Genomic DNA, 25,679 nt, shown 5'->3' on the forward strand with positions numbered 1-25,679 from the left:
CACACGCCTCGGGCCTTGGCGCTGCGCAATGCGAAAAGCTCCGCGCCAACGCCCGCCGCTTCACCCGCCCATCAGGGCAAAACCAACGCCGGAAACGAACTCAAAACTGGATAAAACCTGGGGCAACGTCAGGGCACACCAATACCTGGTCGGTTCAAGCTTGTCGCAATATGGCTGGGCGAGAGAGTGGCGAGGACCAGGCCGGGACGAAGCGTGCCGACAACCGTGTTGCCGGTAGCATCTTATCGACAATGGTGCGATTCCTACGGCGAGAGCATGAACCGCAAGACCAGCAACAGTATCGCCGGTGGGGTCGATCGCCACCTCGGCTGAGCGGACGTGGGCTTCGGCGAAGCGCGGGGCCCCCGCGGATTTAGCCACCGCCGCCCAGTATCGCATCCGCGCCAGGAACGGTCGCGTCGAGGTAAGGCGCGAGGATCCAGAAATAGGTAGATCGGTCTACATAGTTGTCGAGGGGCGATCGTGAGCGACAAGATGAAAGTGAGGGAGCGCCTGCTGAAGGCGGCGGCGGAGTTGTTTTATCGCGACGGGGTGGGGGCCACTGGCATCGACGCGATCACCGCGCGTGCGGGCGTTGCAAAAATGAGCCTCTACAACAATTTCTCGTCCAAGGCTGATCTGGTCGACGCCTACATTCAAGGGCGCCATGACGAATGGATGGAGCTTTACCGGGAACGGCTCAGTCACGCCACTACGCCGCGGGAGCGGGTGCTCGCCGTGTTCGATTCCTATGTGGACCACGCGGCCTGTGCCTATGAATGGGGATTTCGCGGATGCGGGCTGCTTAACGCGGCCGCAGAGCTTCCCATGGGCGGCCCCGGTCGGGCGTCGGTTGCCGCCCAGAAGGAAGAGGCGGAGAGACTGTTCAGGGAACACCTCCGCGACATTCGGCCGAGTGCTGGCACGGCCGTCGACGAGGCTGCGGAACACCTGTCCTTTCTTCTGGAGGGCGCGATGGCTCGCGCAGGACTCGACGGGCACGACGCAAGCCTGAAGAAGGCGCGCAAGATCGCGATTTCCATCCTCGACAAGCTTTGAGATCGAGCCGCCTGCGGCGCGCATCAGGACACGGGCGTGCGCGGACCCTTTACCAGCATTCACAGAGATCGGAAATCAGAACAGATGAGCGAATTGGTCACCGCTTCCTATCGGCAGAGGAGCGGCATCTCGGCGGTCGCCGTTCTGGTCATTCTTGAAGCTGCTTTGGTGATTTCCTGGAGCGCCGGGTTCGTCGGCATTCGCTTTGCGATCGATCATGCGCCGATCTTTCTGATCCTGCTTTGGCGCAGCCTGGTCTCCGGGATGGTACTTCTTCCGTTCGCACTGACGATCGGTCCCGCGCTCCGCTGGAAGGATGCCCTGCCACAGATGCTGTTCGGAGCGCTGGCCATGTCCGGCTATCTGGCGGGATTTGCGCTGGCGATCTCGTACGGCGTTCCGACGGGCCTCGTCGCCCTGATCACGGATATGCTGCCCTTGGCGGTGGCAGTGTTGTCGTGGCCCGTGCTCGGGCAGGCGCTCACCTGGCGTCAGTGGCTGGGCTCTTTCATCGGCCTCGCCGGCGTCTTGATCGCATCGGGTTGGTCACTCCAGATGGGCGACGTCCCGCTCTGGGCCTACGGTCTACCTGTGTTGGGAACGCTTTCCCTGGCGATGGCGACACTCCTCCAGAAACGCAGCCCGACCAGTTCCATGCCCGTGCACCAGAGCCTGTGCATCCAATGTCTCTCGGCGTCGGTGATCTTCGCCCTGTTCGCCTGGCATGAAGGTGGTGTGCTTCCCGTGCTCGAAACAGGGTTCATCGGCGGTATTCTGTGGCTCGTCTTCGTCGCGACCTTCGGGGCCTGGAGCCTCTATTACATCGCCCTCCGCAAATCGTCTCCGGCCCGGGTCACGGCGATCCTGTATCTGAGCCCGCCCGTAACGATGATCTGGGCCTGGATCATGTTCGGCGAACCCTTGTCATGGGCAATGGCGGCCGGACTGGCGGTTTCGCTGGTCGGCATCATCATGGTCGCCCGGTCGCAAGGGTCCTAGAACGTATCCAGCGTTCGGATCTGATTTTCCGCGCTCGACGCGTTGAAAGGAGCCAAGTGGTGAGCGTGATGGAAAAACTTCGGCCAGGGGAGAAATCCCTGACCGAAATGGGAGCGCGCGCCACGGACGTGAACCCGGCGCGCGTGCAGGGTTTTCTAGACATATTCGGCAACTGGGATCCGAGCCTGGCCTTCATGCTGGGCGGAGCCGTCACCGTGGCATCGGCGGCGTGGCGCTTGCCCGGCGCATGAGCCGTCTCGCCTTAGAAACGACCTTCCGCCTGCCGGAGACCAACCGGATCGACGGCCGGCAGATCCTGGGCTCGACGGTCTTCGGCCTGGGCTGGGGGTGGCGGCTTCGGCCGTTGCCTCGCTTTCGCTGGGCCTGTAGCCGACGATGCTTTTCGTAGCCGCGATGGTGACGGGCATGGTGATCCATGACCGTGGCTATCGGAAGATCCAGTCATGACCGGGATAATGCTGAGCGCCATCGCTGCGGGCAGTCTGGTCGGCTTCATGCTCCGCCTGGTCGGTGGCGGCGGCTCCATCCTTGCCACGCCGCTCATTGATCGAACCTGGCCGCGCGGATGGTCGGAAGGTGACTGAGAAGAAAAAGGCTTCCGCCGAGACCGGCGGAAGCCTTTCTCACATCAATACCAGGCGTCGTCCATCGATGCCTTGCGGCGCGCGACAAAATCCTTAAGGGCCTCGTCGGTGCCTTCGTCGAGCGGCGGCGCCTCGTACTCGGCCAGCGCCTTCTTCCAGCGCTTGTTGGCGCGGGTAGCCGCATCCTCGGAGCCGGCGGCCTCCCACTTCTCGAAGGCCTCGTTGTCGGCGATCTCCGAATCCCAGAAGGCGGTCTCGTAGTTGCCCATGGTGTGGGCGCAGCCGAAGAAGTGGTTGCCGGGGCCGACCTCCTGGAAGGCATCAAGCGCAAGCTGGTTGTCATCCACCTTCACGCCGTCGAGATAGCTGTGCAGTGCGCCGCAGAAGTCGGTGTCCATGACGAATTTTTCGTAGGACATGGACAACAGCCCGTCGAGGAAACCGGCCGAGTGCAGGATGAAATTGGCGCCGCAATGCACGGCCGCCAGCATCGACACGGTGCCCTCGTTCATGGCCTGGGCGTCGGGCAGCTTCGAGGTGGTGAAGTTGCCGGAGCACCTGAGCGGCAGGCCAAGCCTGCGCGCGAGCTGGCCGACCACCATCGAGCCGACCGCCGGTTCCGGCGTGCCGAAGGTGGGCGAACCGGAGCGCAGGGACATCGAGGACAGGAAATTGCCGAAGATCACCGGCGCGCCCGGGCGTTCCAATTGGGTGAGCGCGCAGCCCGCCATGGTCTCGGCCAGCGACTGGGCGATGGCGCCTGCATTGGTGACGGGCCCCATGGCACCGCCGAGGATGAAAGGTACCACGACAGCGGCCTGGTTGGCGCGGGCATAGGCGCGCAGCGCCGTGGTCATGGTGGCGTCCCACACCAGCGGCGAGTTGACGTTGACGTTGCCAAGGATGACGCAGTTTTCGTCGGTGAATTGCTCGCCGAAGACGAGGCGGGCCATGTCGATGGAGTCCTCGGCCCGGCTTTCGGCCGTTACCGAGCCCATGAAGCCGCGATCCGAATAGCGGATATGGGCATAGACCATGTCGAGATGGCGCTTGTTGACCGGTACGTCGACCGGCTCGCACACCGTGCCGCCGGAGTGGTGCAGCCAGGGCGAGGACTGGGCGAGCTTCACGAAGTTCTCAAAATCCTCGATGGTGCCGTAGCGGCGGCCCTTGTCGAGATCCATGACGAAGGGCGAGCCATAGGCCGGCGAGAACACGACGCTCTTGCCGCCGATGCGCACCGAATTGGCGGGGTTGCGGGCGTGCTGGGTGAATTCGGCCGGCGCGGTCTTGAGGATCTCGCGCAGCATGCCGGGCTCGAACTTCACCAGCACGCCCTCGACCTTGGCACCGGCCCGCTTCCAGTGGTCGAGCGCGACCGGATCGTCACGGAACTCGATGCCGATCTCGGCAAGGATGCGATCTGCGGTCGCCTCGATGCGCAGCAGGTTCTCCTCCGACATCACGTCGTAGGTGGGAATGCCGCGCACGATGTAGGGCCGGTGCAGGCCGCTCGGCGAACGGCTCATGCGGGCGCGCCGGCGCGCTTCGCGTCCGCCCGATCTCTGTTCTTGGGTGGGCGTGGCAGGGGTGGTCATGGTCTCGAATTCCGTTTCTCAGCTGCTGCGCGAACATGACGCCCCGGCGTTCCGCGTCGGTGGCCTCATGTTTCGATTGCGATCTCCTCCCGCAGGAAACTCCGCCGCGAAGCAGGGCCTGCGGATATCGACAGTGCATAAGCGGTCATTATGCGATAAGGCGTCAACGGCATTTTTTGGAACGCCTTGCATGAGGTTTTGTAATGTCAGGCTTTCGCCGGCAATTGCCTTCGATGACGGCTCTGGTGGTGTTCGAGGCGGCGGCGCGGCAGCAGAGTTTTACCCGCGCAGCGGTCGAGCTGGGCATTACCCAGGCGGCGGTGAGCCGGCAGGTGCAGGCGCTGGAAAGCAGCCTCGGCTTTCCGCTGTTTCGCCGCATGCATCGCGCGATCGAGCTGACGGAGCCGGGCAGGGCGCTGGCCGCCTCGATGTCGGAAGCGCTCGGCATCGTGGCGCAGACGGTGCGCACCATCACCAGCGGCAGGGATGCCGGCGAACTGACCATCTCGGCCACGGTGGCGTTCTCGCATTTCTGGCTGCTGCCGAAGGTTTCGAGCTTCCGGCGCACCGACCCCGATATCAAGCTCAAGATTGTGACGCAGGACCCCAGCGTCGACCTGTTGCGCGACGAGATCGACGTGGCGATCCGCTACGGCGACGGCAACTGGCCGGATGGCAGGGCGATCCTGCTGTTCGGCGACGATGTTTTTCCGGTGTGCAGCCCTGACTATCTCGCCCAGCGCAGCGCGCCCGATTGCGTCGCCGACCTTGCCCGCCACAATCTCATCGCCAGCGACGCGCATGAGCCGACCTGGGTCGACTGGGATCATTGGCTGGGCGCGTTCGGGCACGGCGGCGAGCGCAAGAACATCACGCTGAGCTGCAATTTCTACACCGACGCGCTGTACGCGGCGATGCGCGGCGAAGGCATCGCGCTGGGCTGGCACCGGCTGGTCGACGACCTGCTGCAGCGCGGCCAGCTCGTACGGGTGTCGGTGGAAACGTTGCGGCCGCGCTCGGCCTATTATGTCGTGCTGAAGCACGGGGCCCCGAAGGCCTCGGTTGCGTCCTTCCTGAACTGGATACGGACGGAGGCCGACGCGACACCGCCCAAGCCGCTTGAGAACAGCCTCTTCGCAAACGAAAACGCCCCCTCCGGTGTGGGAGGGGGCGCTTAAGCTGCAAGATATAAGACGCGGTTTGGAACCGCTGAGCGTCAGCTGGCGGCGGCGAGGGCCGGGGTATCGAATTCGAGCGCCCGGTCGCCGTCAGCGTCCTTGATGCGCGTGGGCAGGCCGATCCGGTTGAGCAGGCCGAGGAAGGGCCGCGGCGGCAGGTCTTCCACGTTGGCCATCTTCTTCACGTCCCAGTCGCCGCGGGCGACCAGCATCGCGGCGGCCACGGCCGGCACGCCGGCGGTGTAGGAGATGCCCTGGCTGCCGACTTCCTCGTAGGCTTCCTTGTGATCGGCGACGTTGTAGATGAAGACCTCGTGCTCCTTGCCGTCCTTCACGCCCTTCACCAGATCGCCGATGCAGGTCTTGCCGGCGTAGTTCGGCGCGAGCGACGACGGATCGGGCAGGACTGCCTTGACCACCTTGAGCGGCACGACTTCCAGGCCTTCAGCGGTCTTGACCGGCTTCTCGGACAAAAGGCCGAGGTTCTTCAGCACGGTGAAGACGTTGATGTAGTGGTCGCCAAAGCCCATCCAGAAGCGGACGTTCGGCACGCCGAGGCGCTGCGAGAGCGAATGCACCTCGTCATGGCCGGTCATGTAGGCCTTCTGCTTGCCGACCACCGGCAGGTCCCATTCCTTGCCGACTTCGAACATCTTGTTCGAGACCCACTTGCTGTCCTGCCACGACCAGACCTGGCCGGTGAACTCGCGGAAGTTGATCTCCGGATCGAAGTTGGTCGCGAAATACTTGCCGTGGCTGCCGGCATTGATGTCGACGATGTCGATGGAATCGACGCGGTCGAAATATTCATCGAAAGCGAGCTTGGCATAGGCGTTCACCATGCCGGGGTCGAAGCCGGCACCGAGAATGGCGGTGATGCCCGCCTTCTCGCATTCCTCGCGGCGCTTCCACTCGTAGTTGGCATACCACGGCGGGGTCTCGCAGATCTTCATCGGGTCTTCGTGGATCGCCGTGTCGATATAGGCCGCGCCCGTCGCGATACAGGCCGAGAGAACCGACATGTTGAGGAAGGCCGAGCCGACATTGAGGACGATCTGGCTGTTCGTCTTCTCGATCAGCGCCTTGGTGGCCTCGATGTCGAGCGCGTCGAGCGCATGCGCTTCCAGCACGCCGTTCGGGTTCTTCAGGCTCTTCTTTTCCCGGACCGACTCGACGATCGCGCGACATTTCGCGACCGTGCGTGAAGCGACATGGATATCGCCGAGCAGATCGTTGTGTTGCGCGCATTTGTGGGCCACAACCTGGGCCACGCCGCCCGCGCCGATGATCAGTACGTTCTTCTTCATTTCGGGCGTTTGTCTCCTTTTCCCGTCAGCCAAACCCGACGAGCCTCACGAGAGGCTCGCGACGTAATCCTCGAAACCGAACTCGCGCACCACGCGCACGGTGCCGTCCAGCTCGCGCACCGCAATCGACGGCATGCGCACGCCGTTGAACCAGTTCTTTTTGACCATTGTGTAGCCGGCGGCGTCCTGGATCGAGATTCGGTCGCCGACCTTGAGCTCCTTGTCGAAGCGGAACTCGCCGAAAATGTCTCCCGCCAGGCAGGACTTGCCGCAGATCATGTAGCTGTGTGCGCCGGCATTGGGCTCGACCTTGGCGTTTTCGCGGTAAATCAAGAGGTCGAGCATATGCGCCTCGATCGAGCTGTCGACGATGGCGAGGTTCTTGCCGTTGTCGAGCGTGTCGAGGACGGTCACCTCCAGCGTGGTGCTCTTGGTGATCGATGCCTCACCCGGCTCGAGATAGACCTGCACGCCGTGGCGCTCGGCGAATTCCTTGAGCCGTGCGCAGAAGGCATCGAGCGGATAGCCCTCGCCGGTGAAGTGGATGCCGCCGCCGAGGCTCACCCACTCGACGCGGCCGAGCAGCGAGCCGAACCTTTCCTCGATCTGCGAGAGCATGCGGTCGAACAGCCCAAAGTCCTTGTTCTCGCAGTTGTTGTGGATCATGAAGCCGTTGACGCGGTCCATCACGGTCTCGATCCTAGCCACGTCCCATTCGCCCAGGCGGCTGAAGGGTCGCGCCGGATCGGCGAGATCGAAGCTCGAGGAGCTGATCTGCGGGTTGAGGCGCAGGCCGCGCGCCAGGCCACTCGCCTTGTCAGCGAAGCGCTCCAGCTGACCGATGGAGTTGAAGATGATCTTGTCGGCATTGGCGATCACCTCGTCGATCTCGTGATCGGCATAGGCAACCGAATAGGCGTGCGTCTCGCCGCCAAATTTCTCGCGGCCGAGCCGCACCTCGTTGAGCGAGGAGGAGGTGGTGCCGTCCATGTAGTCGCGCATCAGGTCGAACACCGACCAGGTGGCGAAGCACTTCAGCGCCAGAAGCAGCTTGGCGCCGGAATGCTCGCGCACATAGGCGATCTTCTTCATGTTCGGCAGGAGGCGGGACTTATCGATGAGGTAGTAAGGCGTCTGGATCATCGGCTCGGCGCTGGCTGTCGGTTCAAATATCTGTCGCTCGCCGGTCAGGCGTCCTGAGATCGGTCAAGCGGTGTGGGAGATTTTCCGGGCCCTTTTAGGAACTGCCGGCCGCAATCTCAAGCGTTTTGGACCCAAAGGTGCCGGAATGCCCGGCGGCTCACGGAAACGGTTCGGTGTCGAAGTTCTTCTGCGGCTTCAAGGATGCAGCTTTTGCATCTCTCGGAACTGGATAACCCTGGCACCCCCGAACGCGAGCCAGGCTTCGACCGCGTCCGGGCTAGATGCCCGCTTTGATGCGTTGCGGCTCTCGCCGGAACAGGTTCGGAATAAGACACATCATGGTGGCGCAAAGTAGCCGAAGGTCCCCCGGAGTCAAGCAAAGGGATGCCGCCGGGGGCGGGGCACGTTGCCGCCCCTTCGCCGACCGGGATCAGAACTCCATGCCGCCGGGCATGGCCGGCGCGGCAGCTTCCTTCTTCGGCTTCTCGGCGACCATCGCCTCGGTGGTGACCAAAAGGCCGGCAACCGAGCCGGCGCCTTCCAGCGCCGTCCGCACCACCTTCACCGGGTCGATGATGCCCTGCTTGAAGAAGTCGCCATATTCGCCGGTCTGGGCATTCCAGCCATAGGCGGGCCGGGAATGCTCGCGCAGCTTGCCGACTACGATGGAGCCCTCGGCCCCTGCGTTCTCCGCGATCTGGCGCACCGGTGCCTCGAGCGCGCGGCGAACGATGTCGACGCCGACGCTTTGGTCCTGGTTCTCCGTCTTGAGCCCGTCGAGCGCGCTGGCCGCCAGCAGCAGGGCCACGCCGCCACCCGGCAGGATGCCTTCGGCGACGGCGGCGCGGGTGGCATGCAGGGCATCGTCCACGCGGTCCCGCCGTTCCCTGACCTCGACCTCGGTCGAACCGCCGACACGGATGACGGCGACGCCGCCAGCCAGCTTGGCCAGCCGCTCCTGCAGCTTCTCCTTGTCGTAGTCCGAAGTGCTCTCCTCGATCTGCTGCTTGATCTGGTGGACCCGGCTTTCGATCTCGGCCTTCTTGCCGGCGCCGCCGACGATGGTGGTGTTCTCCCGGTCGATCATCACCTTGTGGGCGCGGCCGAGCATCTGCACGGTGACATGCTCCAGCTTCACGCCGAGCTCTTCGGAAATCGCCGTACCGCCGGTCAAGATGGCGAGGTCCTCGAGCATGCCCTTGCGGCGATCGCCGAAACCGGGCGCCTTGACGGCCGCGACCTTGAGCCCGCCGCGCAGCTTGTTGACCACCAGCGTGGCCAGCGCCTCGCCCTCCACATCCTCGGCGACGATGAGCAGCGGCTTGGCCGACTGGATCACCGCTTCGAGGATGGGCAGCATGGCCTGCAGGTTGGAAAGCTTCTTCTCGTGGATCAGGATGTAGCAGTCCTCGAACTCGACGCGCATCTTGTCCTGGTTGGTTATGAAGTAGGGGGAGAGATAGCCGCGGTCGAACTGCATGCCCTCGACCACCTCGAGTTCGGTGGTGGCGGTCTTGGCCTCCTCGACGGTGATGACGCCTTCGTTGCCAACCCTCTCCATGGCTTCGGCCAGCAGGTGGCCGATCTCGGGATCGTTGTTGGCCGATATGGCGCCGACCTGGGCGATCTCGTCGTTGTGGGTCACCTTGCGCGCATTCTGCTTCAGCTCGGCCACGACCGCGTCGATCGCGGCATCGATGCCGCGCTTCAGGTCCATCGGGTTCATGCCGGCCGCGACTGCCTTGGCACCTTCCGTCAGGATCGCCTGCGCGAGCACGGTCGCGGTGGTGGTGCCGTCGCCGGCGGCGTCGCTGGTCCTGGACGCGACCTCGCGGACCAGTTGCGCGCCCATGTTCTCGAATTTGTCGGCGAGTTCGACTTCCTTGGCGACGGTGACGCCGTCCTTGGTGATGCGGGGGGCGCCGAACGCGCGGTCGATCACGACGTTGCGACCCTTGGGGCCGAGCGTGACCCTGACCACATCGGCCAGGATGTTCACCCCGCGCAGCATGCGCTCGCGCGCGTCGGAATGGAATTTCACTTCCTTTGCAGCCATCGCCCTATTCCTTCGTCGGGGGAACCCTGAATGAATGCGAATGCGGCTCGAAATGCGGACCGGAAGCCATGGGACCCAGGCGCCGGCGGCGCGAAAATGGTCTGGCCTTGAGAAAACGGGCCAAGGCCGTCCGGAAAATTTCCGTGGCAAAGTTATCGCGCGATAAGCGCTTGTATTCAATACAAACCTTGTTTCAGCCTTGTGTCGGAGGCATCCGCCTTTCAGGCAGGTCTGTCGTCTTCATCGATCAGAATTCGAGAGGCGGCTCCGTCGAGATCCTCGTACTGGCCGCTTTTGAGCGACCAGAGGAAGGCGGCCAAGCCAAGGCCGCCCAGAAGGAGGGCGATCGGGATCAGGTAGACGAGGATTGTCATTTGGCCGGCTCCATCGTGCCCATCGCGTGGCGCGCTCCGCCTTCCTCGCGTTCTGCTTTGGCGGCGGATTTTTCCGCGCCCTTGAGTCGAAGCGCGTTGGACACCACGAGCACCGAGGACAACGACATGGAAAGCGCTGCCACGAGAGGGGTAACATAACCCATGATCGCGATCGGCACAGCGATGACGTTGTAAATGCCGGCAATGGCGAGGTTCTGCCGGATCAGCCGGCCGGAATCCCTGGAGATGCGAAGCGCCAGCGGCACTGCGGCCAGGCTTTCGCGCAGGAAGACGAAGTCGGCTGCGTTGCGGCCGACATCGGCGGCGGTGGCGGGCGCCATGGAGACATGCGCGGCCACGAGCGCCGGCGCGTCGTTGAGGCCGTCGCCGACCATCAGCACCTTGCGCCCCTCGGCTGCAAGTTCGGCCACGCGGCCCGCCTTGTCGCCGGGCAGCACGCCGGCGCGGAAGGCTTCTATGCCGAGCGTGCGGCTTAGCCTGGCCACGGCTGCTGGCCGGTCGCCGGAGAGGACCTCCATCTTCAGGCCCTTGGCGGCAAGCTGTCTGACCGTGTCGCCCGCGCCATCGCGAAGACGGTCCTCGAAGGTGAACTGCGCGAGCAGCTTGCCGTTTTTGGCAAGCACGGTGCCGGCCTCGGACGAGGCTTCCCCGTCGGCCAGCGCCCAATCGGCGCGGCCGAGCCGGTAGAGATCGCCGCGCGCCTGCGCTTCGATGCCGTAGCCGGGAAGCTCGCGGACCTCAGCGAGGGCCAGGCCTGGCGCGGCGGCGCCGGTTTGCGCCAGTGCCTTCGACAGCGGGTGGCGCGAATGCGCGGCCATGGCGGCCGCTATGCCAAGCGCCTTCGGATTGACAGCGCCGGGATCTACCAGCCGCGGCGTGCCGACGGTCAGCGTGCCCGTCTTGTCGAAGACGACCGTGTCGATGATGGCCAGGCGTTCCATCGCCGAGCCGTCCTTGACCATGATGCCGCTCTCGAACAGCCGGCGAGCCGCCACGACCTGGACAATTGGCACCGCCAGCGCGAGCGCGCAGGGGCAGGTGATGATCAGCACCGAGATGGCGATGGTGATGGCGCGGTGGAAGTCGCCTGAGAGCGTCACCCAGCCCAGGAAGGTGAGGAAGGCGGTGAGATGCACGACCGGCGAGTAGAGCGCGGAGGCGCGGTCGGCGATGCGGCGATAGACGTTGCGACCGCCCTCGGCCGCCTCCATCATCCGCACCATTTCGGCGAAGAAGGAATCCTTCGCAGCCGCCAGGGCGCGGATTGTGAGCGGGCCGGTGAGGTTGAGCGTGCCGGCACGGATCACCGCGCCCGGCGTCACGCGCTGCGGCTCGCTCTCGCCCGACACCAGCGAGCAGTCGAGATCGGAGGCGCCGTCCTCGACGCTGGCGTCGACCGGCACGCGCTCGCCTGCGGCAAGCAGGATGCGCATCTCGGGCTCGATCTCCTCGACCGGCAGATAGTCGCGCGAACCGTCGGGGCGCAGCACCATGGCGCCGCGCGCGGCAAGCCGCGCCAGCCCCTTCACCGCCTCGCGGGCGCGTTCGCGCATGACGTGGTCGAGCGTGCGGCCGATGAGCAGGAAGAACAGCAGCGTCACCGAGGCGTCGAAATAGGCGTGCTGGCCGTGGTGGATGGTCCCGTAGATGCTCATGCCGTAGGCAAGCAGGATGCCGAGCGATATCGGCACGTCCATGTTCATGCGACCGTGCTTCAGGCCGTTCCAGGCGGAGCGGAAGAAGATGCGCCCGGCGAAGGCGAGCGCGGGGATGGCGATCAGCGCCGAAATCCAGTGGAACAGGTCGCGCGTCGAGCCTTCCGCACCCGACCACACCGAGACCGAAAGCAGCATGACGTTGGCGGATGCGAAGCCCGAAATACCCAGCGCCCGGATCAACTCGGCCAGCGTCTGGTCCTTCGTGCCGGCGTCCGGATCGAACAGATGCGTTTCGTAGCCGAGGCCCTCGATGGCCGGAACGATCGGCGGCATCCTCTCTTCGTGCCAGCGCACGCTGACGCGCCGCGTCGACAGGTTCACGCGGGCGTTTTCGACGCCGTCGAGGCGCGAAAGGGCGCTTTCGATCTTCTGGATGCAGGCGCCGCAATGGATGCCGGGCACCGCCAGGTCGCTCTGGCGAAGCCCGTTGCCGACCGCGCGGCTGGCCAGCAGCATTTCCTCGGGCGAGGGGCCGGCGTGCTCGGCGCGCTCGAGGTCGGAGATGATTTCGGTGGGGGCGCAGCAACTCATTTGAAAGCCCCCTCCTTCACGATGATGCGCCGGACATCGCGATAGGGCAGGGCTTCCCCGATGTCGGCGTCGACTTCCACGATCCAGATTCCGTCGCGGATCGTCTGTTCGGCGCCATAGGCACCGTCGGCCAGGGGCTTCAGCGTGATGGTCTGGTCCTCCGCCTCATAGGCGGGGCGGCGGAAGGTGGCGGTGACGCCCTTGGGATGGATCGCCGCGCCGGTCGCGTCGGTGAGGGCGAAGCGTACCAGGCCGGGCTGCAGCTCGAGCGTGGTCTTCCATCCTTTCGCGGCCTGCACGCGGCCCGCCTCGGCCCTGCTGTTGAACTCCTGGCTGGCGACATAGGTGTTCTGGACCACGAGCCCGGTCCAGCTCGTATTGGCATAGATCGCCATGACGATATTCACCGAGATGACGGTGCCGAAGAAGAGCACCATGACGGCCAGCATATGCCAGCCGGTGAACTGCTTTTGGGCGCGTGCAAACATCATCTCTTCTCCGGTGCGTTGAAGGTCGCGACATAGGCGTCGTGCTCGCCGCTCGCCTGGTCCTCGACGGTGAACTTGAAGGAAGTCGCGGCTCCTGGGACACGGTTCTTCGGCAGGCGGACGAAGACCTTGATCGTCTTGAGCCGGTCGGGCTCGAGCGCGATCTCGACCGACCGATCTTCAGGCTGCTGCTCCATGCCGACGACCGCCATGGTGCCGCCCTCCAGCCCCTCCAGCGAGAGCACGACCGTGCGCGGCTCGGGGATCATGTTCAGCAGCTTGACCGTGTAGCCGTTGCGGAACGAGCCGTCGGAAAGGGTGACGAACTGCGGGTTGCGGTCATGCGCGACGTTGAGCTCAAGCCGGTCGCGGCTGAGCAGGGCATAAAAGAGACCTATTCCGACCAGGGACCATGCGGCGAAATAGGCCAAAGTGCGCGGCCGGACGAGCTTGCGGAGATGGAAAGTCGCCACCTTGTCGGAAAGCGTTCCCGACGGGGTGCGGACCTTGCTCGGGTCGATGGCGTGCGTGCCGTTGCCGGTCGCCAGCGTCATGTTGGCCTGGTAGTCGTTCAGCGTGGCGTAGGAGATCAGGCCGCGTTCCTTGCCGATCTTGTCCATGACGCTGTCGCAGGCATCTATGCACAGCGCGCAGGTGATGCATTCGAGCTGCTGGCCGTCGCGGATGTCGATGCCCATGGGACAGACGGCGACGCAGGCGTTGCAGTCGACGCAATCGCCCACCGTCTCGCCGGCGGCGGCCGCCTTCTTGGCGTGGCGCGAACGCGGCTCGCCGCGCCAGTCGTTATAGGTGACGGTCAGCGAGTTCTCGTCGAGCATGGCTGCCTGGATGCGCGGCCACGGGCACATATAGGTGCAGACCTGCTCGCGCATCAGACCGCCGAAGGTGTAGGTGGTGGCGGTGAGGATCGCGACGGTGATGTAGGCGACGGGCTCGGCCCGCAGTGTGAAGAGGTCCTTCAGCAGCGTCGGGGCGTCGGCGAAGTAGAAGATCCAGGCGCCGCCGGTGGCCACCGCGATCAGCAGCCAGATGAGGTGTTTTGTCCCCCGCTTCCAGAGCTTGCCGAGCGACCAGGGCGCGGAATCGAGCTTGATGCGGGCATTGCGGTCGCCCTCGATGGCGCGCTCGACCACCAGGAACAGGTCGACCCACACGGTCTGCGGGCAAGTGTAGCCGCACCAGGCGCGGCCGACGGTCGAGGTGATGAGGAACAGGCCGATGCCGGCCATGACCAGCAGGCCGGCGACGAAGAAGAACTCCTGCGGCCAGATCTCGATCGGGAAGAAATAGAAGCGGCGGTTGGCGAGATCGAGCAGCACCGCCTGATCGGGAGCATAGGGCCCCCGATCCCAGCGCAGCCACGGCGTCAGGTAGTAGATGCCGAGCGTCACCACCATGACCAGCCATTTGAAACGGCGAAAACTTCCCGAAGCACGCTTCGGGAAGATTTTCTTGCGCGGCGCGTAGAGCGGCTGCCGGCTCTTGGCTGAGTTGACCGGTTCGGCCTCGAGTCTCTCGACCTCGGGCTGCTCCAGAATCCGCGCTTCCAAGGTCACTCTCCTCCGCCTAGCGAGTGAACATAGACGGTGAGCTCCTTCACCGTCGTATCGCCCAGACGGGCGGACCAGGCCGGCATCACGCCGTGCCGGGGCGTGCGCACCTGGCGGGCGATGTCGGCTTCGCTCGAACCGTAGAGCCAGATGGCGTCGGCGAGGTTCGGGGCGCCCAGCTCGCGATTGCCCTTGGCATCGTCGCCGTGGCAGGCGGCGCAATTGTCGGCAAACACCTGCTTGCCTGCGGCGGCCGCCGCGGCATCGCTCGGAGTGCCGGTCAGGCCGTAGACATAGGCAGCCACCTGCCGGATCTGCTCCTTCTCGAGGATTTCGCCGAAGGCCGGCATTTCGGAGCTGCGTGTCTCGGGATCGCCGGCATAGCGGATACCATGCGCGATGGTCTGGTGGATCGCATCGGCGCTGCCGCCCCACAGCCAGTCGTCATCGTTGAGGTTCGGGAAGCCCGGCGAGCCTTCAGCGCCCGAGCCGTGGCACTGGATGCAGTTCACCTTGAAGGCGGCGGCACCGGCTGCGGTGGCGAATTCGCGCAGCTTGTCGTCGACGATGATCTCGTCAACCGACTTGGCGGCGATGGCTTCGGCGAAGCTCTGCTTGGCCGTGTCCGCCGCCGCCATCGCGTTCTTCAGTTCGCCGCGACTGGAGAAGCCGAGCACGCCGGAGGTGGCCGAACTGATCATCGGCCAGGCCGGATAGGCGATGGTGTAGCCGAGCGCCCAGACGATGGTGACGTAGAAGGTCAACACCCACCAGCGCGGCATCGGGTTGTTGAGTTCCTTGATGCCGTCCCACTCATGACCGGTGGTCTCGACACCGGAAATTTGGTCGATCTCTCTCTTCGTCATTGTCAGTCATCCTTGAGCGGGATACGGGCGGCCTCTTCGGCCTGCTTGCGGCTGCCGGGCCGGAAGGCGAAAAGAACGACCCCGGTGAAGAACAGCACCATGAACAACAGCCCCCAGCTGTCGGCGAAGTGCCGCATTGCGGTGTAGGTTTCCATCGTGCCCTCCTTCAGCGGTAACCGGCGGCGTCGTCATAGGTGGAGAAGTCGACCAGCGTGCCGAGCATCTGCAGATAGGCGACCAGTGCATCCATCTCGGTCAGCGCCTGCGGGTTGCCGTCGAAGTCTCCGACCTTGGCCTTGGGGTAGCGCGCCAGCAGGTCCGAGGTGCTGGCATTCGGATCGGCCTGGGCCTTGAGGTCGGCCTCGGCGTTGTCGATCATTTCCTGCGTATAGGGCACGCCCACGGCCTTGTTGGCCTCGAGGTGATACTTGATGTCCTTCACCTCAAGCCGGTTGGTCTTGAGGAAGGCGTAGGAGGGCATGATCGATTCCGGCACCACCGAGCGCGGATCGCTCAGGTGCTGGACGTGCCATTCGTTGGAGTAGCGGTCGCCGACGCGGGCGAGGTCAGGCCCGGTGCGCTTGGAGCCCCACTGGAACGGATGGTCGTACATCGACTCCGCCGCCAGGCTGTAGTGGCCGTAACGCTCCACCTCGTCGCGGAAAGGCCGGATCATCTGGCTGTGGCACAGATAGCAGCCTTCACGGACGTAGATGTTGCGGCCGACGAGCTCCAGCGGCGAGTAGGGCCGCATGCCCTCCACCTTCTCGATGGTGTTGTCGAGGTAGAAGAGCGGGGCGATCTCGACGATGCCGCCGATGGTGACCACCAGGAACGAGCCGACCAGCAGGAGCGTCGCGTTCTTCTCGATGATGGAATGTTTGTCGAGCAATGACATTTGAAGCTCCTATTCGGCCGGCTGCAGTGCGGGCGTCGCGCCGGGGATCGGCTTTTCCTGGCGCTCGTGGCCGCGAATGGTCATGAAGACGTTCCAGGCCATCACCAGCCCGCCGGCGAGATAGAGGGCACCGCCCAGCATGCGCAGCACGTAGTAGGGCAGCATGGCGGCGACGGATTCGGCGAAGGAGTAGACCAGGAAGCCCTGCTCGTCGTATTCGCGCCACATCAGGCCCTGCTGGATGCCGGCGACCCACATGGCGGCCGCGTAGATGACGATGCCGAGCGTGGCGAGCCAGAAGTGCCAGGTCACCATGCGCATCGAGTAGAGCCGCTCGCGGTTCCACAGCCTGGGCACCAGGAAGTAGACCGCGCCGAAGGTGATGAGGCCGTTCCAGCCGAGGGCACCGGAGTGCACGTGGCCGATAGTCCAGTCGGTGTAATGGCTAAGCGAGTTGACCGTCTTGATCGACATCATCGGACCCTCGAAGGTCGCCATGCCGTAGAAGGCCACGGCCATGACCATCATGCGGATGATGGGATCTGTGCGGATCTTGTCCCAGGCGCCCGAGAGCGTCATCAGGCCGTTGATCATGCCGCCCCAGGAGGGCATCCACAGCATGATCGAGAAGACCATGCCCAGCGTCTGCGCCCAGTCGGGCAGCGCGGTGTAGTGCAGGTGGTGGGGACCGGCCCAGATGTAGAGGAAGATCAGCGCCCAGAAGTGGATGATCGACAGCCGGTAGGAATAGACCGGGCGATCCACCTGCTTGGGGATGAAGTAGTACATCATGCCCAGGAAGCCGGCGGTGAGGAAGAAGCCGACCGCGTTATGGCCGTACCACCACTGCGTCAGGGCGTCCTGCACGCCCGCAAAGGCCGAGTAGCTCTTGGAGCTGAGGAACGAGACCGGCACCGCCAGGTTGTTGACGATGTGCAGCATCGCGACCGTCACGATGAAGGACAGGTAGAACCAGTTGGCGACGTAGATGTGCGGTTCCTTGCGCTTCAGGATGGTGCCGAGGAACACGATGAGATAGGCGACCCAGACGATGGTCAGCCAGATGTCGAGATACCATTCCGGTTCCGCATATTCGCGGCTCTGGGTGATGCCCAGGAGGTAGCCGGTGGCCGCCATGACGATGAAGAGCTGGTAGCCCCAGAACACGAACCAGGCGAGGTCGCCGCCGAACAGCCGCGCGCGGGAAGTGCGCTGCACGACATAGAAGGACGTTGCGATCAGCGCGTTGCCGCCGAAGGCGAAGATGACCGCCGAGGTGTGCAGCGGACGAACGCGCCCGAAATTCAACCAGGGCTCGAAGTTGAGATCGGGAAAGGCAAGCTGCGCGGCGATGATGACACCGACCAGGAAGCCTACCACACCCCAAAATACGGTGGCGACGACGCCGTAGCGGATCGGGCCGTCGAGATAGCCCGACGTGTCGGCCGTGACGGCCTGGGCGCCGAAGCGCGTGTTGCGCATCAGCAGGATGGCGCCAGCCGTGAGGGCGAAGAACAGCACCCACATATGCGCGCGGAAGAGGTCGTCGCCTGCAAAGGCGGCCCCTAGCAGCGCCAGAAAGGCGGCGACGGTGACGCCGACGATTTCGACACCAAATTTCATGAACGGTCCCCCTATGAGGCAAAAACGGCTGCGAATCTCCCGTCGAGACGGGCAACGCGCGCCGGGACTTTGGCCGGGGGCAGGTCGGGGCTCCTTGATCTGGATCAAAGAGCGGCCAGGCATGGCGTGCATTTCTGGTGCCCAACCATGCGTCAAAAACGACGCAGCTAGTTGTGCAGGAGGAGGTTCATGCGATGTCGATGAGAGCAGGGGACGGGTGCGACCGGCCGCCTCTCGCAACGGGAGACGACAGTGGCGAGGCCGATCCGCTGTTTTGTATCGGCGTGCGGCAGCGCACCCTTAGCCGGCTCCATGCCGAAAAGCTGGCGCTGTGCGACCTGCTCGAGGAGATCGCGGACTCATTGCCGCAGGCGCTTGACCGCGACCAATGCCTGGCTGCTTCCGGCAAGCTGGAGCCGCTTCTGCGCGAAGCTCACACCTATGAGGAGGGGATGCTGTTTCCGGCCTATGTCCGTGCGCAGGGCAACACTCGGTCGGCGGTCGAGATCGTAGCGCGGCTGAAGGCCGAGCATATCGAGGACGCGGACTTCGCCACCGAACTGGCGGACGGGCTGCGCCGACTCGGCGAGGGAGCCGAGGCGGCCAATGTCGAGGCGGTGGGCTATATGTTGCGCGGTTTCTTTGCCGCCATGCGGCGCCACATCGCCAATGAGCGCGAGGCGATGGCTGGGTTCCTGTCCGAAACCGGCTGAGCGTCGCGGCGGCGACCTCAGATCTTCGCGCGCCTCTCGAGGCGGGCGATATCGGGAATCGTGATGTGCCGGTTGTTTTCGATATCGATCACGCCGTCCTTGCGCAGCTTGGTCATCTGGCGGCTGACGGTTTCGATGGTCAGGCCGAGGAAGTCGGCGATGTCGGCGCGCGTCAGCGGCAGTTCGAAGCTGACCGTTCCGTTCGCGACGAAGGCTTCCGGGTCGATGTGAGTCGCGACCAGATGAAGGAAACTGGCGACCTTCTCCGAGGCCGTCTTGCGGCCGAGCGTAAGCATCCAGTCGCGCGCCTCGTCGAGCTCCTTCAGCTTCTGCTTCAAGAGCCGGTGCTCGAGTTCGGGCGCCTCCTTGATCATCCGGTCGACCGCGGATTTGGGGAAGGAGCAGAGCGAAACCGGTGTCGCGGCCACCGCGTTGAGGGCGCTTTCGGACTTGAACGGACGGCCGAGGAAATCCGGCGCGAATTGCAGCCCGACGATCTGCTGGCGCCCGTCCTCGAGCATCTTGGTGAGCTTGACCACACCCGACAGCATGTTCGAGAAACCAGTGATCGGCTCGCTGTCGCTCACCAGCTCGGTGCCGGGCTCGACCTTGTGCTTGGAGGACTGCTTGCTCAGCACCAGCAGTTGTTCGGAGGTCAGAGCGCCGCAGACGCCGCGGTGCCGGGCCTCGCAAGCCCGGCAGAGCACCGGAATGTCGGAATTATGGATATCTTGCCTGACATTCATCTCGATCGCCTGATCTCAACAATGATGGCTTCTTGTACAGCGCCCAGTTGTACAAATCTCGCGGCAGTTTGTCTCCCATGGTGTCGTGCGGCTTTAGGCCAACGTACTCCGCGGGAGGGGGACGCCGCAAAGCACAAGCCAATCCATTTCGCCGGGGCTGCAACATGGCGCAAAAAATACCTTGAGACTGCTGGCGGTCGGGCTTCCATATCGATCCGAAAAAAACGAGGCAGTGCGATTCTGCCTCGCGCGAGGACCTGGGGCGGACACCCGGTAATTCGGAGATGGGAAATGCGATATCTCGACCACGCGGACCCGGTGATCACGCTCACGACCGGCCCGGTCAATGCCTATGCGGAGGTGCTGCGCGGGCTCAGCCGCGTGGTACTCTATGACCATGATCCGGCCTTCCAGCTCTTTTACGAGAAAACCGTGGCCAAGGCGCAGGCCGCGATGCGACTGTCGACCAAGCCGGTCATCCTGCAGGGCGAGCCGGTCATGGGCTTGGAAGCCGCGGCCGCCTCGCTCATCGCTGCCGACGACGTCGTGCTCAATCTCGTCTCGGGCGTCTACGGCAAGGGCTTCGGCCGCTGGGCGAAACGGCATTCGCCCAAGCTGATCGAGATCGAGACGGCCTACAACGAGGCGATCGACCCGCAGGCGGTGGCGGACATGCTCAAGGCGCATCCGGAAATCAGCGTCGTTTCGGTCTGCCATCACGACACGCCTTCCGGCACGATCAATCCGATCGACGAGATCGGCGCGATCGTCTCGGCGCATGGCGCCTATCTCATCGTCGATGCGGTCTCCTCCTTCGGAGGCATGAAGACGCACCCTGAGGATTGCCACGCGGATATCTACGTGACCGGCGCGAACAAGTGTCTGGGTACGCCGCCCGGCCTGACGCTGATGGCGGTGAGCGAACGGGCCTGGGCCAAGATGAAGGACAATCCGGCCGCGCCGCGCGGATCGGTGCTCAGCATCCTCGACTGGGAAAACGCGTGGTCGAAGGACCGGCCTTTCCCGTTCACGCCGTCAGTGGCCGAGATGAACGGCCTGGACGTGGCTCTCGATCTCTACCTCAAGGAGGGAGCTGAGGCCGTCTGGGCGCGCCACGCCCTGACGGCCAAGGCCGCGCGCGCGGGCGCGATCGCCATGGGGCTTTCGCTGTGGGCGGCGAACGAGAGGATTGCTTCGCCCACAACCACGGCCATCCGAACGCCGGAGGGCGTCGAAGAGGTGGCGTTGCGTAAGGCCGCGCGCGAACGCTATGGCGTCGTGTTATCCGCCGGGCGCGGCGAGACGCTCGGCAAGCTGACGCGCATCGGGCATATGGGGCCGACCGCGCAACCGATCTATGCGATCGTGGCGCTGACGGCTCTGGGCGGCGCGCTCAATGCGCTCGGGCAGAAGCTTGACGTCGGCAGGGGCATCGAGGCCGCACTTGCGGTCATCGACGCGGAGGTTTCATAAAGCGGGGCACTGTCTGTCATGCCTGTGGTAGCGCGGGCCGCCGTCCGACTGCGCCAGGTGGCGCGGTCCCTCTATTGCGAATGTGAAGGAAACATCGGTTGGAACTGACATTTGATCCGTCGACGCTCGACGGCCCGACCATCGCCGCGCTCATTGCCGGGCTTGCGGCCACTGGCGTCATTTCCGGCCTCCTCGCCGGTCTGCTCGGCGTCGGCGGCGGCATTGTCATCGTGCCGGTGCTGTTCTGGGTGCTGACGCTGTTTCACTTCCCGCCGTCGATCACCAGCCATCTGGCGGTGGCCACGTCGCTGGCGATCATCATCCCCACCTCCATTTCGTCGATGCAGGCACACGCCAAACGCGGCAATGTCGACCGCGCGCTCCTCGATCTTTGGGGACCAGCGGCGTTCGTCGGCGCGCTGATCGGCGGCATCATGTCGAAGTTCATCCCCGGCGGCGGACTGCGCCTGGTGTTCGGCGTGGTCGGCCTGCTGGTTGCCGTCAACATGTCGATCCCCAGGCATCTGGTCGTTTCCGATCACCTGCCGAAAAGCGCCTGGGTCAATCGCGCCGTCGCGACCGTCATCGGCTTCATCTCCTCGCTGATGGGAATTGGCGGCGGCACGCTCTCGGTGCCGACGCTGACCAGCCTTTCCTTCCCGGTCCACCGTGCGGTCGGCACGTCCGCGGCGCTCGGCCTGCTCATCGCCATCCCGGGTGTAGCCGGCTTCATCTGGGCGGGGCTTGGCGTTGCCGGGCGGCCACCGCTGAGCCTCGGCTTCGTCAGCCTGCCGGCCGTGCTGATCATCGCGCCGATCAGCTATCTCGTCGCGCCATGGGGTGCGCGCCTCGCCCACGCGCTGAACGCACGCTATCTGAAGCTCGCTTTCGCTTTCTTTCTCGCGATCACGGCCGGGCGAATGTTAATTACCTAACTGCGGCAATTCGCACCCGTTAAATTGCGGCTCGTGACCGGCCTCGGCCAGAATCCGCTTGACAGGGAGTAAAGAGGCCGGAAGACTAAAGGGACAATCAGATTTTTCTGGGCATTTGGGCCTCATTTCGGAATCGACGTTCCGGAATGGGGTCGTTGGCGTTTTTTGGGGAAAGCCGCAAGGCATGGGGAACTCGATACCGATCGGTTTGCTGTTTTCGCGGTCCGGGCCCTATTGGGCGCCCGGCCAGCAGGGATTCTATGGCGCCCTGGCAGCGATCGAGGCGGTGAACGCCAGCGGCGAATATCCGTTCGAACTCGTTGCCCATGATGCCGATCCCGAAGGCAACACCGGTCGCTATGCCGGCCTGTGCCGCGACATGATCAGGCGCACGGGGCTGCGCCACGTCGTCGGCTGCACCACCTCCTGGAGCCGCAAGGAAGTCATTCCGGTCGTCGAGAAGGCCGACGCGCTGCTCTGGTATCCATGCGTCTACGAAGGCTTCGAGGCGAGCGAGAACGTCGTCTACATCGCTGCCAGCCCCAACCAGCACCTGTTGCCGCTGCTCGACTACGTCGTGCCGCGCTTCGGCCGGAACGCCTTCCTGACCGGCTCGAACTACATCTGGGGCTGGGAGATGAACCGCATCGCCCGCGAGGTGCTGCACCATTCGGGCGGCAGCGTGCTGGGCGAGCGCTATGTGCCGATCGGCGATGTCGAGATCCATCACATCGTGGCCGAGATCAAGGCCAAGAAGCCGGACTTCATCCTCAACAACCTGATCGGCCCGTCGTCCTATGCCTTCCTGAAGACCTATCACGAGCTCGGGCTTGCCGATCCAAGCTTCGCGTCGGCAGTGCGGCCGGTGCTGAGCTGCAATCTCTACGAGGGCGAGGGCTCCTTGCTCGGAGAGGCCATCGCCGGGCACTTCACGGTGAGCTGCTACTTCCAGTCGCTGCGGACGCCGGCAAACCAGGCCTTCCTGAACGCTGTCGCAGGCCAGCCCGGCACCGAGCAGGTGACCAGCTTTTTCGCCCAGAGCTACACCAGCGTATTCATGATCGCCAATGCGATCCGGCAGGCTGGAACGGACGCGATCACCGAGGTGCTGGCGCAGGCCAAGGCGCATCCGTTCTCGGCGCCGTTCGGCAAGAGCATCGTTGACGCGCGGACCAATCACGTGCTGATGCCGGCACATATTGGCCGGGCGCGCGCCGATGGCGGCTTCGATGTCGTCTTCGAAGCAGGCGGAGCGATCGAGCCTGATCCGTTCCTGACCCGCTCGCGCCTCGGCATTCCCGGCGGGGAGGCTTTGCCGTCCGCCAAGGCTCCACATCTGAGGGTTGTTCAATGAACGACATGAGACCGACCCCGTCCCTCATTGGCTGGCGCGCGCTGGTGGTTCACCAGCCGCACCCCAATGTCGACGCGCTGCTCACGCAGTTCGAACGCATCGGCGTGGCGGCGTCGCACTACTGGCCCGAGATCACCGACCTGCCGGATCTCGATCGCTTCAACGTCGTGCTGATCGACGCCGACATGGGCTATGACGACCAGTTTCCCTGGAAGCCGGGCGAAGCGCCGATCCCGGTGATCGCGCTGATCGGCTCCGAGGCGCCGGGCCGCGTGTCCTGGGCCATGCGCCAGGGGGCAGACGCGCAGATGCTGAAGCCTATCGGCAGCGCTGGCCTCTACAGCGCGCTGGTGGCTGCCGCGCACGGCTTCGCACACCGGCAGGCATTGACGGCGGAAATCGCCTCGCTGCGCTCGCGTCTCGAAAATCGCGAGCTGCTTGCGGAGGCGACCGCCATTCTCATGGTGCGCGACAATATCAGCGCCAAGGCCGCGTTCCAGAAGCTGCGGCTGACGGCAATGGCCGAACGGGTGACGCTGGAAGTCATGGCCGCGCGCCTCGTGGAAACCATCAACGACATGCGGACGGCCCTATGAGTGCAGCTGAAGCTTCTCCTGCCGTGCCGGCGGCCCCGCAAAGGGGCGTGCTGGGCCGGCTCATCCGGCGGCCGCTCGCGGTCTTCGGGCTGGTCATCATTGCCATCGCCGTTTTCGCGGCGGTCTTCGGCCCCTGGGTCGTGCCCCACGATCCCTACGAGCAGTTCTTCGAAGGGCTGAGCCTTGAGGGCGCGCCGCTGCCGCCGGACCCGCAGTTCTGGTTCGGCACTGATCTGGTCGGCCGCGATCTATTTAGCCGTCTCATCTATGGCGCGCGCACCTCGCTCATCATCGGCATCGTGGCCAATGGCACGGCCGTGTTGACCGGCGCCGTCGTCGGCATCTGCGCCGGCTATTTCCGCGGCTGGGTCGAGACGATCCTGATGCGCTTCACCGACCTGATGATGGCGTTCCCGGCGCTGCTGCTGGCCATCGTGCTCGCCGCGATCTTCAAGCCGAGCCTGTGGATCGTCGCCATGGTGATCGCCATGGTGAACTGGGTGCAGATCGCCCGCGTCATCTACACCGAGACCCGGTCGCTGTCGGAGCGTGACTTCATTGACGCCGAGCGCGCGATGGGGGCAGGGCACATGCGCATCATGCTGCGCCACATCCTGCCGCACCAGCTGTCCACCATCATCGTGTGGGCCACGCTCGGCATTGCCACCACAGTGCTGCTCGAGGCGACGCTGTCCTTCCTCGGCATCGGCGTGCAGCCGCCGATCCCGTCGTGGGGCAACATCATCTTCGAGAACCAGACCTATTTCACCAGCGCGCCCTGGCTGGTGTTCATTCCGGGTGCGGCGATCCTGCTGCTCGCGCTGGCCTTTAACCTCGTCGGTGACGCCCTGCGCGACATCCTCGACCCGACGCAGCAGGGACACCACTGATGCTTGCCTATATCGCCCGCCGCCTGCTGCAGACGGTGCTGATCCTGCTGGGGATCAGCCTGGTCACCTTCGTCCTGCTCTATCTGGTGCCTGCCGATCCGGCCCGCCAGATCGCCGGGCGCAGCGCCACCGCACAGACGGTCGCCAACATCCGCGAGCAGCTCGGCCTGAACCTGCCGTTCTACCAGCAGTATCTGCGCTATCTGAGCGGGCTGCTGCACGGCGATCTCGGCCGCTCCTACCTGCAGAAGACGGAAGTTGCGGAACTGATCTGGTCGCGCCTGCCGGCGAGCCTTCTGCTGATGTGCGGCGCCATCTTCTGCGAACTGTTGATGGGCCTGACCATGGGTGTGGTGGCGGCGCTGAAGCGCGGCAGCAAGATCGACAACGGCCTGATGATCGTTTCCTTCCTCGGCGTCTCGGCGCCGCAGTTCGTGATCGGCATCCTGCTGCTCTACGTCTTCGCGGTGCAGCTCGGCTGGTTCCCCATCGGCGGCTACGGCACCTTCGCGCATCTCGTGCTGCCGTCGATCACGCTCGGCTTCCTGGGCGCCGGCTGGTATTCGCGCATGATGCGGTCGTCGCTGCTGGACGTGCTTCGGCAGGACTACATCCGCACCGCGCGCGCCAAGGGCCTGACACGCGCCAAGATCCTGTTCGGGCACGCCATCCCCAATGCCATCCTGCCCATCATCGCCATGATCGGCATCGACATCGGCCTGTTCATGTCGGGCATCGTGGTGGTGGAGAGCGTGTTCGGCTGGCCGGGCATCGGGCAGCTTGCCTGGCAGGCCATCCAGCGCATCGACATTCCGATCATCATGGGCGTCACCATGATCTCGGCCTTCGCCATCGTGTTGGGCAACCTGCTCGCCGACCTGATCGCGCCGTGGGTCGACCCGCGCATCAAGCTTCGTTGAAGTGCATTCCATGACAA

At 64.5% G+C, this 25,679-nt stretch carries 24 protein-coding genes and 1 pseudogene; 12 read left to right on the forward strand and 13 right to left on the reverse strand.

What is annotated here, in order from left to right; all coding sequences use genetic code 11:
* Positions 1–495 precede the first annotated feature (495 nt).
* From ABLE85_RS09640 to ABLE85_RS09655, 4 genes and pseudogenes are all read left to right on the forward strand, one after another.
* Positions 496–1,059: a TetR/AcrR family transcriptional regulator gene (locus ABLE85_RS09640; protein WP_348792888.1), complete on the forward strand. Its 564-nt coding sequence runs from the start codon at positions 496–498 to the stop codon at positions 1,057–1,059.
* Positions 1,060–1,143: 84 nt separating this feature from the next.
* Positions 1,144–2,058 carry a DMT family transporter gene (locus tag ABLE85_RS09645; RefSeq protein WP_348792512.1) on the forward strand — a complete coding sequence of 305 codons (915 nt, stop codon included), beginning with the start codon at positions 1,144–1,146 and terminating at the stop codon, positions 2,056–2,058.
* A gap of 107 nt (positions 2,059–2,165) precedes the next feature.
* Positions 2,166–2,467 (forward strand): annotated as a pseudogene (locus ABLE85_RS09650) (DUF6691 family protein).
* A gap of 55 nt (positions 2,468–2,522) precedes the next feature.
* Positions 2,523–2,663, forward strand: a complete 141-nt coding sequence (locus tag ABLE85_RS09655) for a hypothetical protein (RefSeq protein ID WP_348792513.1) — start codon at positions 2,523–2,525, stop codon at positions 2,661–2,663.
* 44 nt (positions 2,664–2,707) lie between these two features.
* Here ABLE85_RS09655 and ABLE85_RS09660 read toward each other — a convergent pair whose 3' ends face one another.
* Positions 2,708–4,261, reverse strand: coding sequence for a trimethylamine methyltransferase family protein (locus ABLE85_RS09660; protein WP_348792514.1), 1,554 nt, complete (start codon positions 4,259–4,261; stop codon positions 2,708–2,710).
* 203 nt (positions 4,262–4,464) lie between these two features.
* Between ABLE85_RS09660 and ABLE85_RS09665 the strand changes: the two genes are divergently transcribed.
* Complete coding sequence (locus ABLE85_RS09665; protein ID WP_348792515.1) at positions 4,465–5,439, forward strand: LysR substrate-binding domain-containing protein; 975 nt, start codon at positions 4,465–4,467, stop codon at positions 5,437–5,439.
* Positions 5,440–5,477: 38 nt separating this feature from the next.
* Here the strand turns inward: ABLE85_RS09665 and ABLE85_RS09670 are convergent, their stop codons facing one another.
* The 11 genes from ABLE85_RS09670 to ccoN form a co-directional block, all read right to left on the reverse strand.
* Positions 5,478–6,746, reverse strand: a complete 1,269-nt coding sequence (locus tag ABLE85_RS09670; protein ID WP_348792516.1) for a saccharopine dehydrogenase family protein — start codon at positions 6,744–6,746, stop codon at positions 5,478–5,480.
* 45 nt (positions 6,747–6,791) lie between these two features.
* Positions 6,792–7,889, reverse strand: coding sequence for a carboxynorspermidine decarboxylase (nspC, locus tag ABLE85_RS09675; protein WP_348792517.1), 1,098 nt, complete (start codon positions 7,887–7,889; stop codon positions 6,792–6,794).
* Positions 7,890–8,319: 430 nt separating this feature from the next.
* Complete coding sequence (gene groL / locus ABLE85_RS09680) at positions 8,320–9,945, reverse strand: chaperonin GroEL (RefSeq protein ID WP_348792518.1); 1,626 nt, start codon at positions 9,943–9,945, stop codon at positions 8,320–8,322.
* 221 nt (positions 9,946–10,166) lie between these two features.
* The gene (gene ccoS / locus ABLE85_RS09685) at positions 10,167–10,319 is read right to left on the reverse strand and encodes a cbb3-type cytochrome oxidase assembly protein CcoS (protein ID WP_348792519.1); all 153 of its coding nucleotides are present in this window, start codon (positions 10,317–10,319) and stop codon (positions 10,167–10,169) included.
* Positions 10,316–12,589 carry a cation-translocating P-type ATPase gene (locus tag ABLE85_RS09690; protein ID WP_348792520.1) on the reverse strand — a complete coding sequence of 758 codons (2,274 nt, stop codon included), beginning with the start codon at positions 12,587–12,589 and terminating at the stop codon, positions 10,316–10,318. Before ABLE85_RS09690 ends, ccoS begins: the two co-directional genes overlap by 4 nt.
* Positions 12,586–13,077, reverse strand: coding sequence for a FixH family protein (locus tag ABLE85_RS09695; RefSeq protein ID WP_348792889.1), 492 nt, complete (start codon positions 13,075–13,077; stop codon positions 12,586–12,588). The genes ABLE85_RS09690 and ABLE85_RS09695 overlap by 4 nt, the downstream gene beginning before the upstream one ends.
* A complete protein-coding gene (gene ccoG, locus ABLE85_RS09700) occupies positions 13,077–14,636 on the reverse strand; it encodes a cytochrome c oxidase accessory protein CcoG (RefSeq protein ID WP_348792890.1) in 1,560 nt (519 codons plus the stop codon). Before ccoG ends, ABLE85_RS09695 begins: the two co-directional genes overlap by 1 nt.
* A gap of 14 nt (positions 14,637–14,650) precedes the next feature.
* A complete protein-coding gene (gene ccoP, locus ABLE85_RS09705; RefSeq protein ID WP_348792521.1) occupies positions 14,651–15,514 on the reverse strand; it encodes a cytochrome-c oxidase, cbb3-type subunit III in 864 nt (287 codons plus the stop codon).
* 2 nt (positions 15,515–15,516) lie between these two features.
* A complete protein-coding gene (locus ABLE85_RS09710; RefSeq protein ID WP_348792522.1) occupies positions 15,517–15,669 on the reverse strand; it encodes a cbb3-type cytochrome c oxidase subunit 3 in 153 nt (50 codons plus the stop codon).
* 11 nt (positions 15,670–15,680) lie between these two features.
* Positions 15,681–16,412, reverse strand: a complete 732-nt coding sequence (gene ccoO / locus ABLE85_RS09715) for a cytochrome-c oxidase, cbb3-type subunit II (protein ID WP_348792523.1) — start codon at positions 16,410–16,412, stop codon at positions 15,681–15,683.
* Between the two features lie 9 nt (positions 16,413–16,421).
* Positions 16,422–18,035 carry a cytochrome-c oxidase, cbb3-type subunit I gene (ccoN, locus tag ABLE85_RS09720; RefSeq protein WP_348792524.1) on the reverse strand — a complete coding sequence of 538 codons (1,614 nt, stop codon included), beginning with the start codon at positions 18,033–18,035 and terminating at the stop codon, positions 16,422–16,424.
* Positions 18,036–18,229: 194 nt separating this feature from the next.
* On the opposite strand from ccoN, the gene ABLE85_RS09725 reads away from it, so the two are divergent.
* Positions 18,230–18,748, forward strand: coding sequence for a hemerythrin domain-containing protein (locus ABLE85_RS09725; protein WP_348792525.1), 519 nt, complete (start codon positions 18,230–18,232; stop codon positions 18,746–18,748).
* A 17-nt stretch (positions 18,749–18,765) separates the two neighbouring features.
* Here ABLE85_RS09725 and ABLE85_RS09730 read toward each other — a convergent pair whose 3' ends face one another.
* The gene (locus ABLE85_RS09730; protein WP_348792526.1) at positions 18,766–19,494 is read right to left on the reverse strand and encodes a Crp/Fnr family transcriptional regulator; all 729 of its coding nucleotides are present in this window, start codon (positions 19,492–19,494) and stop codon (positions 18,766–18,768) included.
* A 291-nt stretch (positions 19,495–19,785) separates the two neighbouring features.
* On the opposite strand from ABLE85_RS09730, the gene ABLE85_RS09735 reads away from it, so the two are divergent.
* From ABLE85_RS09735 to ABLE85_RS09760, 6 genes are all read left to right on the forward strand, one after another.
* Entirely contained in the window at positions 19,786–20,967 is a 1,182-nt protein-coding gene (locus ABLE85_RS09735; RefSeq protein ID WP_348792527.1) for an alanine--glyoxylate aminotransferase family protein, read from the forward strand.
* Between the two features lie 98 nt (positions 20,968–21,065).
* Positions 21,066–21,902, forward strand: coding sequence for a sulfite exporter TauE/SafE family protein (locus tag ABLE85_RS09740; protein WP_348792528.1), 837 nt, complete (start codon positions 21,066–21,068; stop codon positions 21,900–21,902).
* 184 nt (positions 21,903–22,086) lie between these two features.
* Positions 22,087–23,256 (forward strand): transporter substrate-binding domain-containing protein, encoded by a 1,170-nt coding sequence (locus ABLE85_RS09745; protein WP_348792529.1) that lies wholly within the window; start codon positions 22,087–22,089, stop codon positions 23,254–23,256.
* A complete protein-coding gene (locus ABLE85_RS09750; protein WP_348792530.1) occupies positions 23,253–23,852 on the forward strand; it encodes an ANTAR domain-containing protein in 600 nt (199 codons plus the stop codon). The genes ABLE85_RS09745 and ABLE85_RS09750 overlap by 4 nt, the downstream gene beginning before the upstream one ends.
* On the forward strand, positions 23,849–24,742 hold the full coding sequence (locus ABLE85_RS09755) for an ABC transporter permease (RefSeq protein WP_348792531.1): 894 nt from the start codon (positions 23,849–23,851) through the stop codon (positions 24,740–24,742). The genes ABLE85_RS09750 and ABLE85_RS09755 overlap by 4 nt, the downstream gene beginning before the upstream one ends.
* Positions 24,742–25,662, forward strand: a complete 921-nt coding sequence (locus ABLE85_RS09760) for an ABC transporter permease (RefSeq protein ID WP_348792532.1) — start codon at positions 24,742–24,744, stop codon at positions 25,660–25,662. The genes ABLE85_RS09755 and ABLE85_RS09760 overlap by 1 nt, the downstream gene beginning before the upstream one ends.
* The last annotated feature ends 17 nt before the right edge of the window (positions 25,663–25,679 follow it).

The sequence above is a fragment of the Mesorhizobium sp. KR1-2 genome, from assembly GCF_040045035.1.
Taxonomy (GTDB): domain Bacteria; phylum Pseudomonadota; class Alphaproteobacteria; order Rhizobiales; family Rhizobiaceae; genus Pseudaminobacter.

What these genes read in the sequence shown, in the direction of transcription:
- ABLE85_RS09640 (WP_348792888.1), top strand. Translation starts at nt 496, where the DNA reads ATGAAAGTGAGGGAGCGCCTGCTGAAGGCGGCGGCGGAGTTGTTTTAT.
- ABLE85_RS09645 (WP_348792512.1), top strand. Translation starts at nt 1,144, where the DNA reads ATGAGCGAATTGGTCACCGCTTCCTATCGGCAGAGGAGCGGCATCTCG.
- ABLE85_RS09655 (WP_348792513.1), top strand. Translation starts at nt 2,523, where the DNA reads ATGACCGGGATAATGCTGAGCGCCATCGCTGCGGGCAGTCTGGTCGGC.
- ABLE85_RS09660 (WP_348792514.1), bottom strand. Translation starts at nt 4,261, where the DNA reads ATGACCACCCCTGCCACGCCCACCCAAGAACAGAGATCGGGCGGACGC.
- ABLE85_RS09665 (WP_348792515.1), top strand. Translation starts at nt 4,465, where the DNA reads ATGTCAGGCTTTCGCCGGCAATTGCCTTCGATGACGGCTCTGGTGGTG.
- ABLE85_RS09670 (WP_348792516.1), bottom strand. Translation starts at nt 6,746, where the DNA reads ATGAAGAAGAACGTACTGATCATCGGCGCGGGCGGCGTGGCCCAGGTT.
- nspC (WP_348792517.1), bottom strand. Translation starts at nt 7,889, where the DNA reads ATGATCCAGACGCCTTACTACCTCATCGATAAGTCCCGCCTCCTGCCG.
- groL (WP_348792518.1), bottom strand. Translation starts at nt 9,945, where the DNA reads ATGGCTGCAAAGGAAGTGAAATTCCATTCCGACGCGCGCGAGCGCATG.
- ccoS (WP_348792519.1), bottom strand. Translation starts at nt 10,319, where the DNA reads ATGACAATCCTCGTCTACCTGATCCCGATCGCCCTCCTTCTGGGCGGC.
- ABLE85_RS09690 (WP_348792520.1), bottom strand. Translation starts at nt 12,589, where the DNA reads ATGAGTTGCTGCGCCCCCACCGAAATCATCTCCGACCTCGAGCGCGCC.
- ABLE85_RS09695 (WP_348792889.1), bottom strand. Translation starts at nt 13,077, where the DNA reads ATGTTTGCACGCGCCCAAAAGCAGTTCACCGGCTGGCATATGCTGGCC.
- ccoP (WP_348792521.1), bottom strand. Translation starts at nt 15,514, where the DNA reads ATGACGAAGAGAGAGATCGACCAAATTTCCGGTGTCGAGACCACCGGT.
- ABLE85_RS09710 (WP_348792522.1), bottom strand. Translation starts at nt 15,669, where the DNA reads ATGGAAACCTACACCGCAATGCGGCACTTCGCCGACAGCTGGGGGCTG.
- ccoO (WP_348792523.1), bottom strand. Translation starts at nt 16,412, where the DNA reads ATGTCATTGCTCGACAAACATTCCATCATCGAGAAGAACGCGACGCTC.
- ccoN (WP_348792524.1), bottom strand. Translation starts at nt 18,035, where the DNA reads ATGAAATTTGGTGTCGAAATCGTCGGCGTCACCGTCGCCGCCTTTCTG.
- ABLE85_RS09725 (WP_348792525.1), top strand. Translation starts at nt 18,230, where the DNA reads ATGTCGATGAGAGCAGGGGACGGGTGCGACCGGCCGCCTCTCGCAACG.
- ABLE85_RS09730 (WP_348792526.1), bottom strand. Translation starts at nt 19,494, where the DNA reads ATGAATGTCAGGCAAGATATCCATAATTCCGACATTCCGGTGCTCTGC.
- ABLE85_RS09735 (WP_348792527.1), top strand. Translation starts at nt 19,786, where the DNA reads ATGCGATATCTCGACCACGCGGACCCGGTGATCACGCTCACGACCGGC.
- ABLE85_RS09745 (WP_348792529.1), top strand. Translation starts at nt 22,087, where the DNA reads ATGGGGAACTCGATACCGATCGGTTTGCTGTTTTCGCGGTCCGGGCCC.
- ABLE85_RS09750 (WP_348792530.1), top strand. Translation starts at nt 23,253, where the DNA reads ATGAACGACATGAGACCGACCCCGTCCCTCATTGGCTGGCGCGCGCTG.
- ABLE85_RS09755 (WP_348792531.1), top strand. Translation starts at nt 23,849, where the DNA reads ATGAGTGCAGCTGAAGCTTCTCCTGCCGTGCCGGCGGCCCCGCAAAGG.
- ABLE85_RS09760 (WP_348792532.1), top strand. Translation starts at nt 24,742, where the DNA reads ATGCTTGCCTATATCGCCCGCCGCCTGCTGCAGACGGTGCTGATCCTG.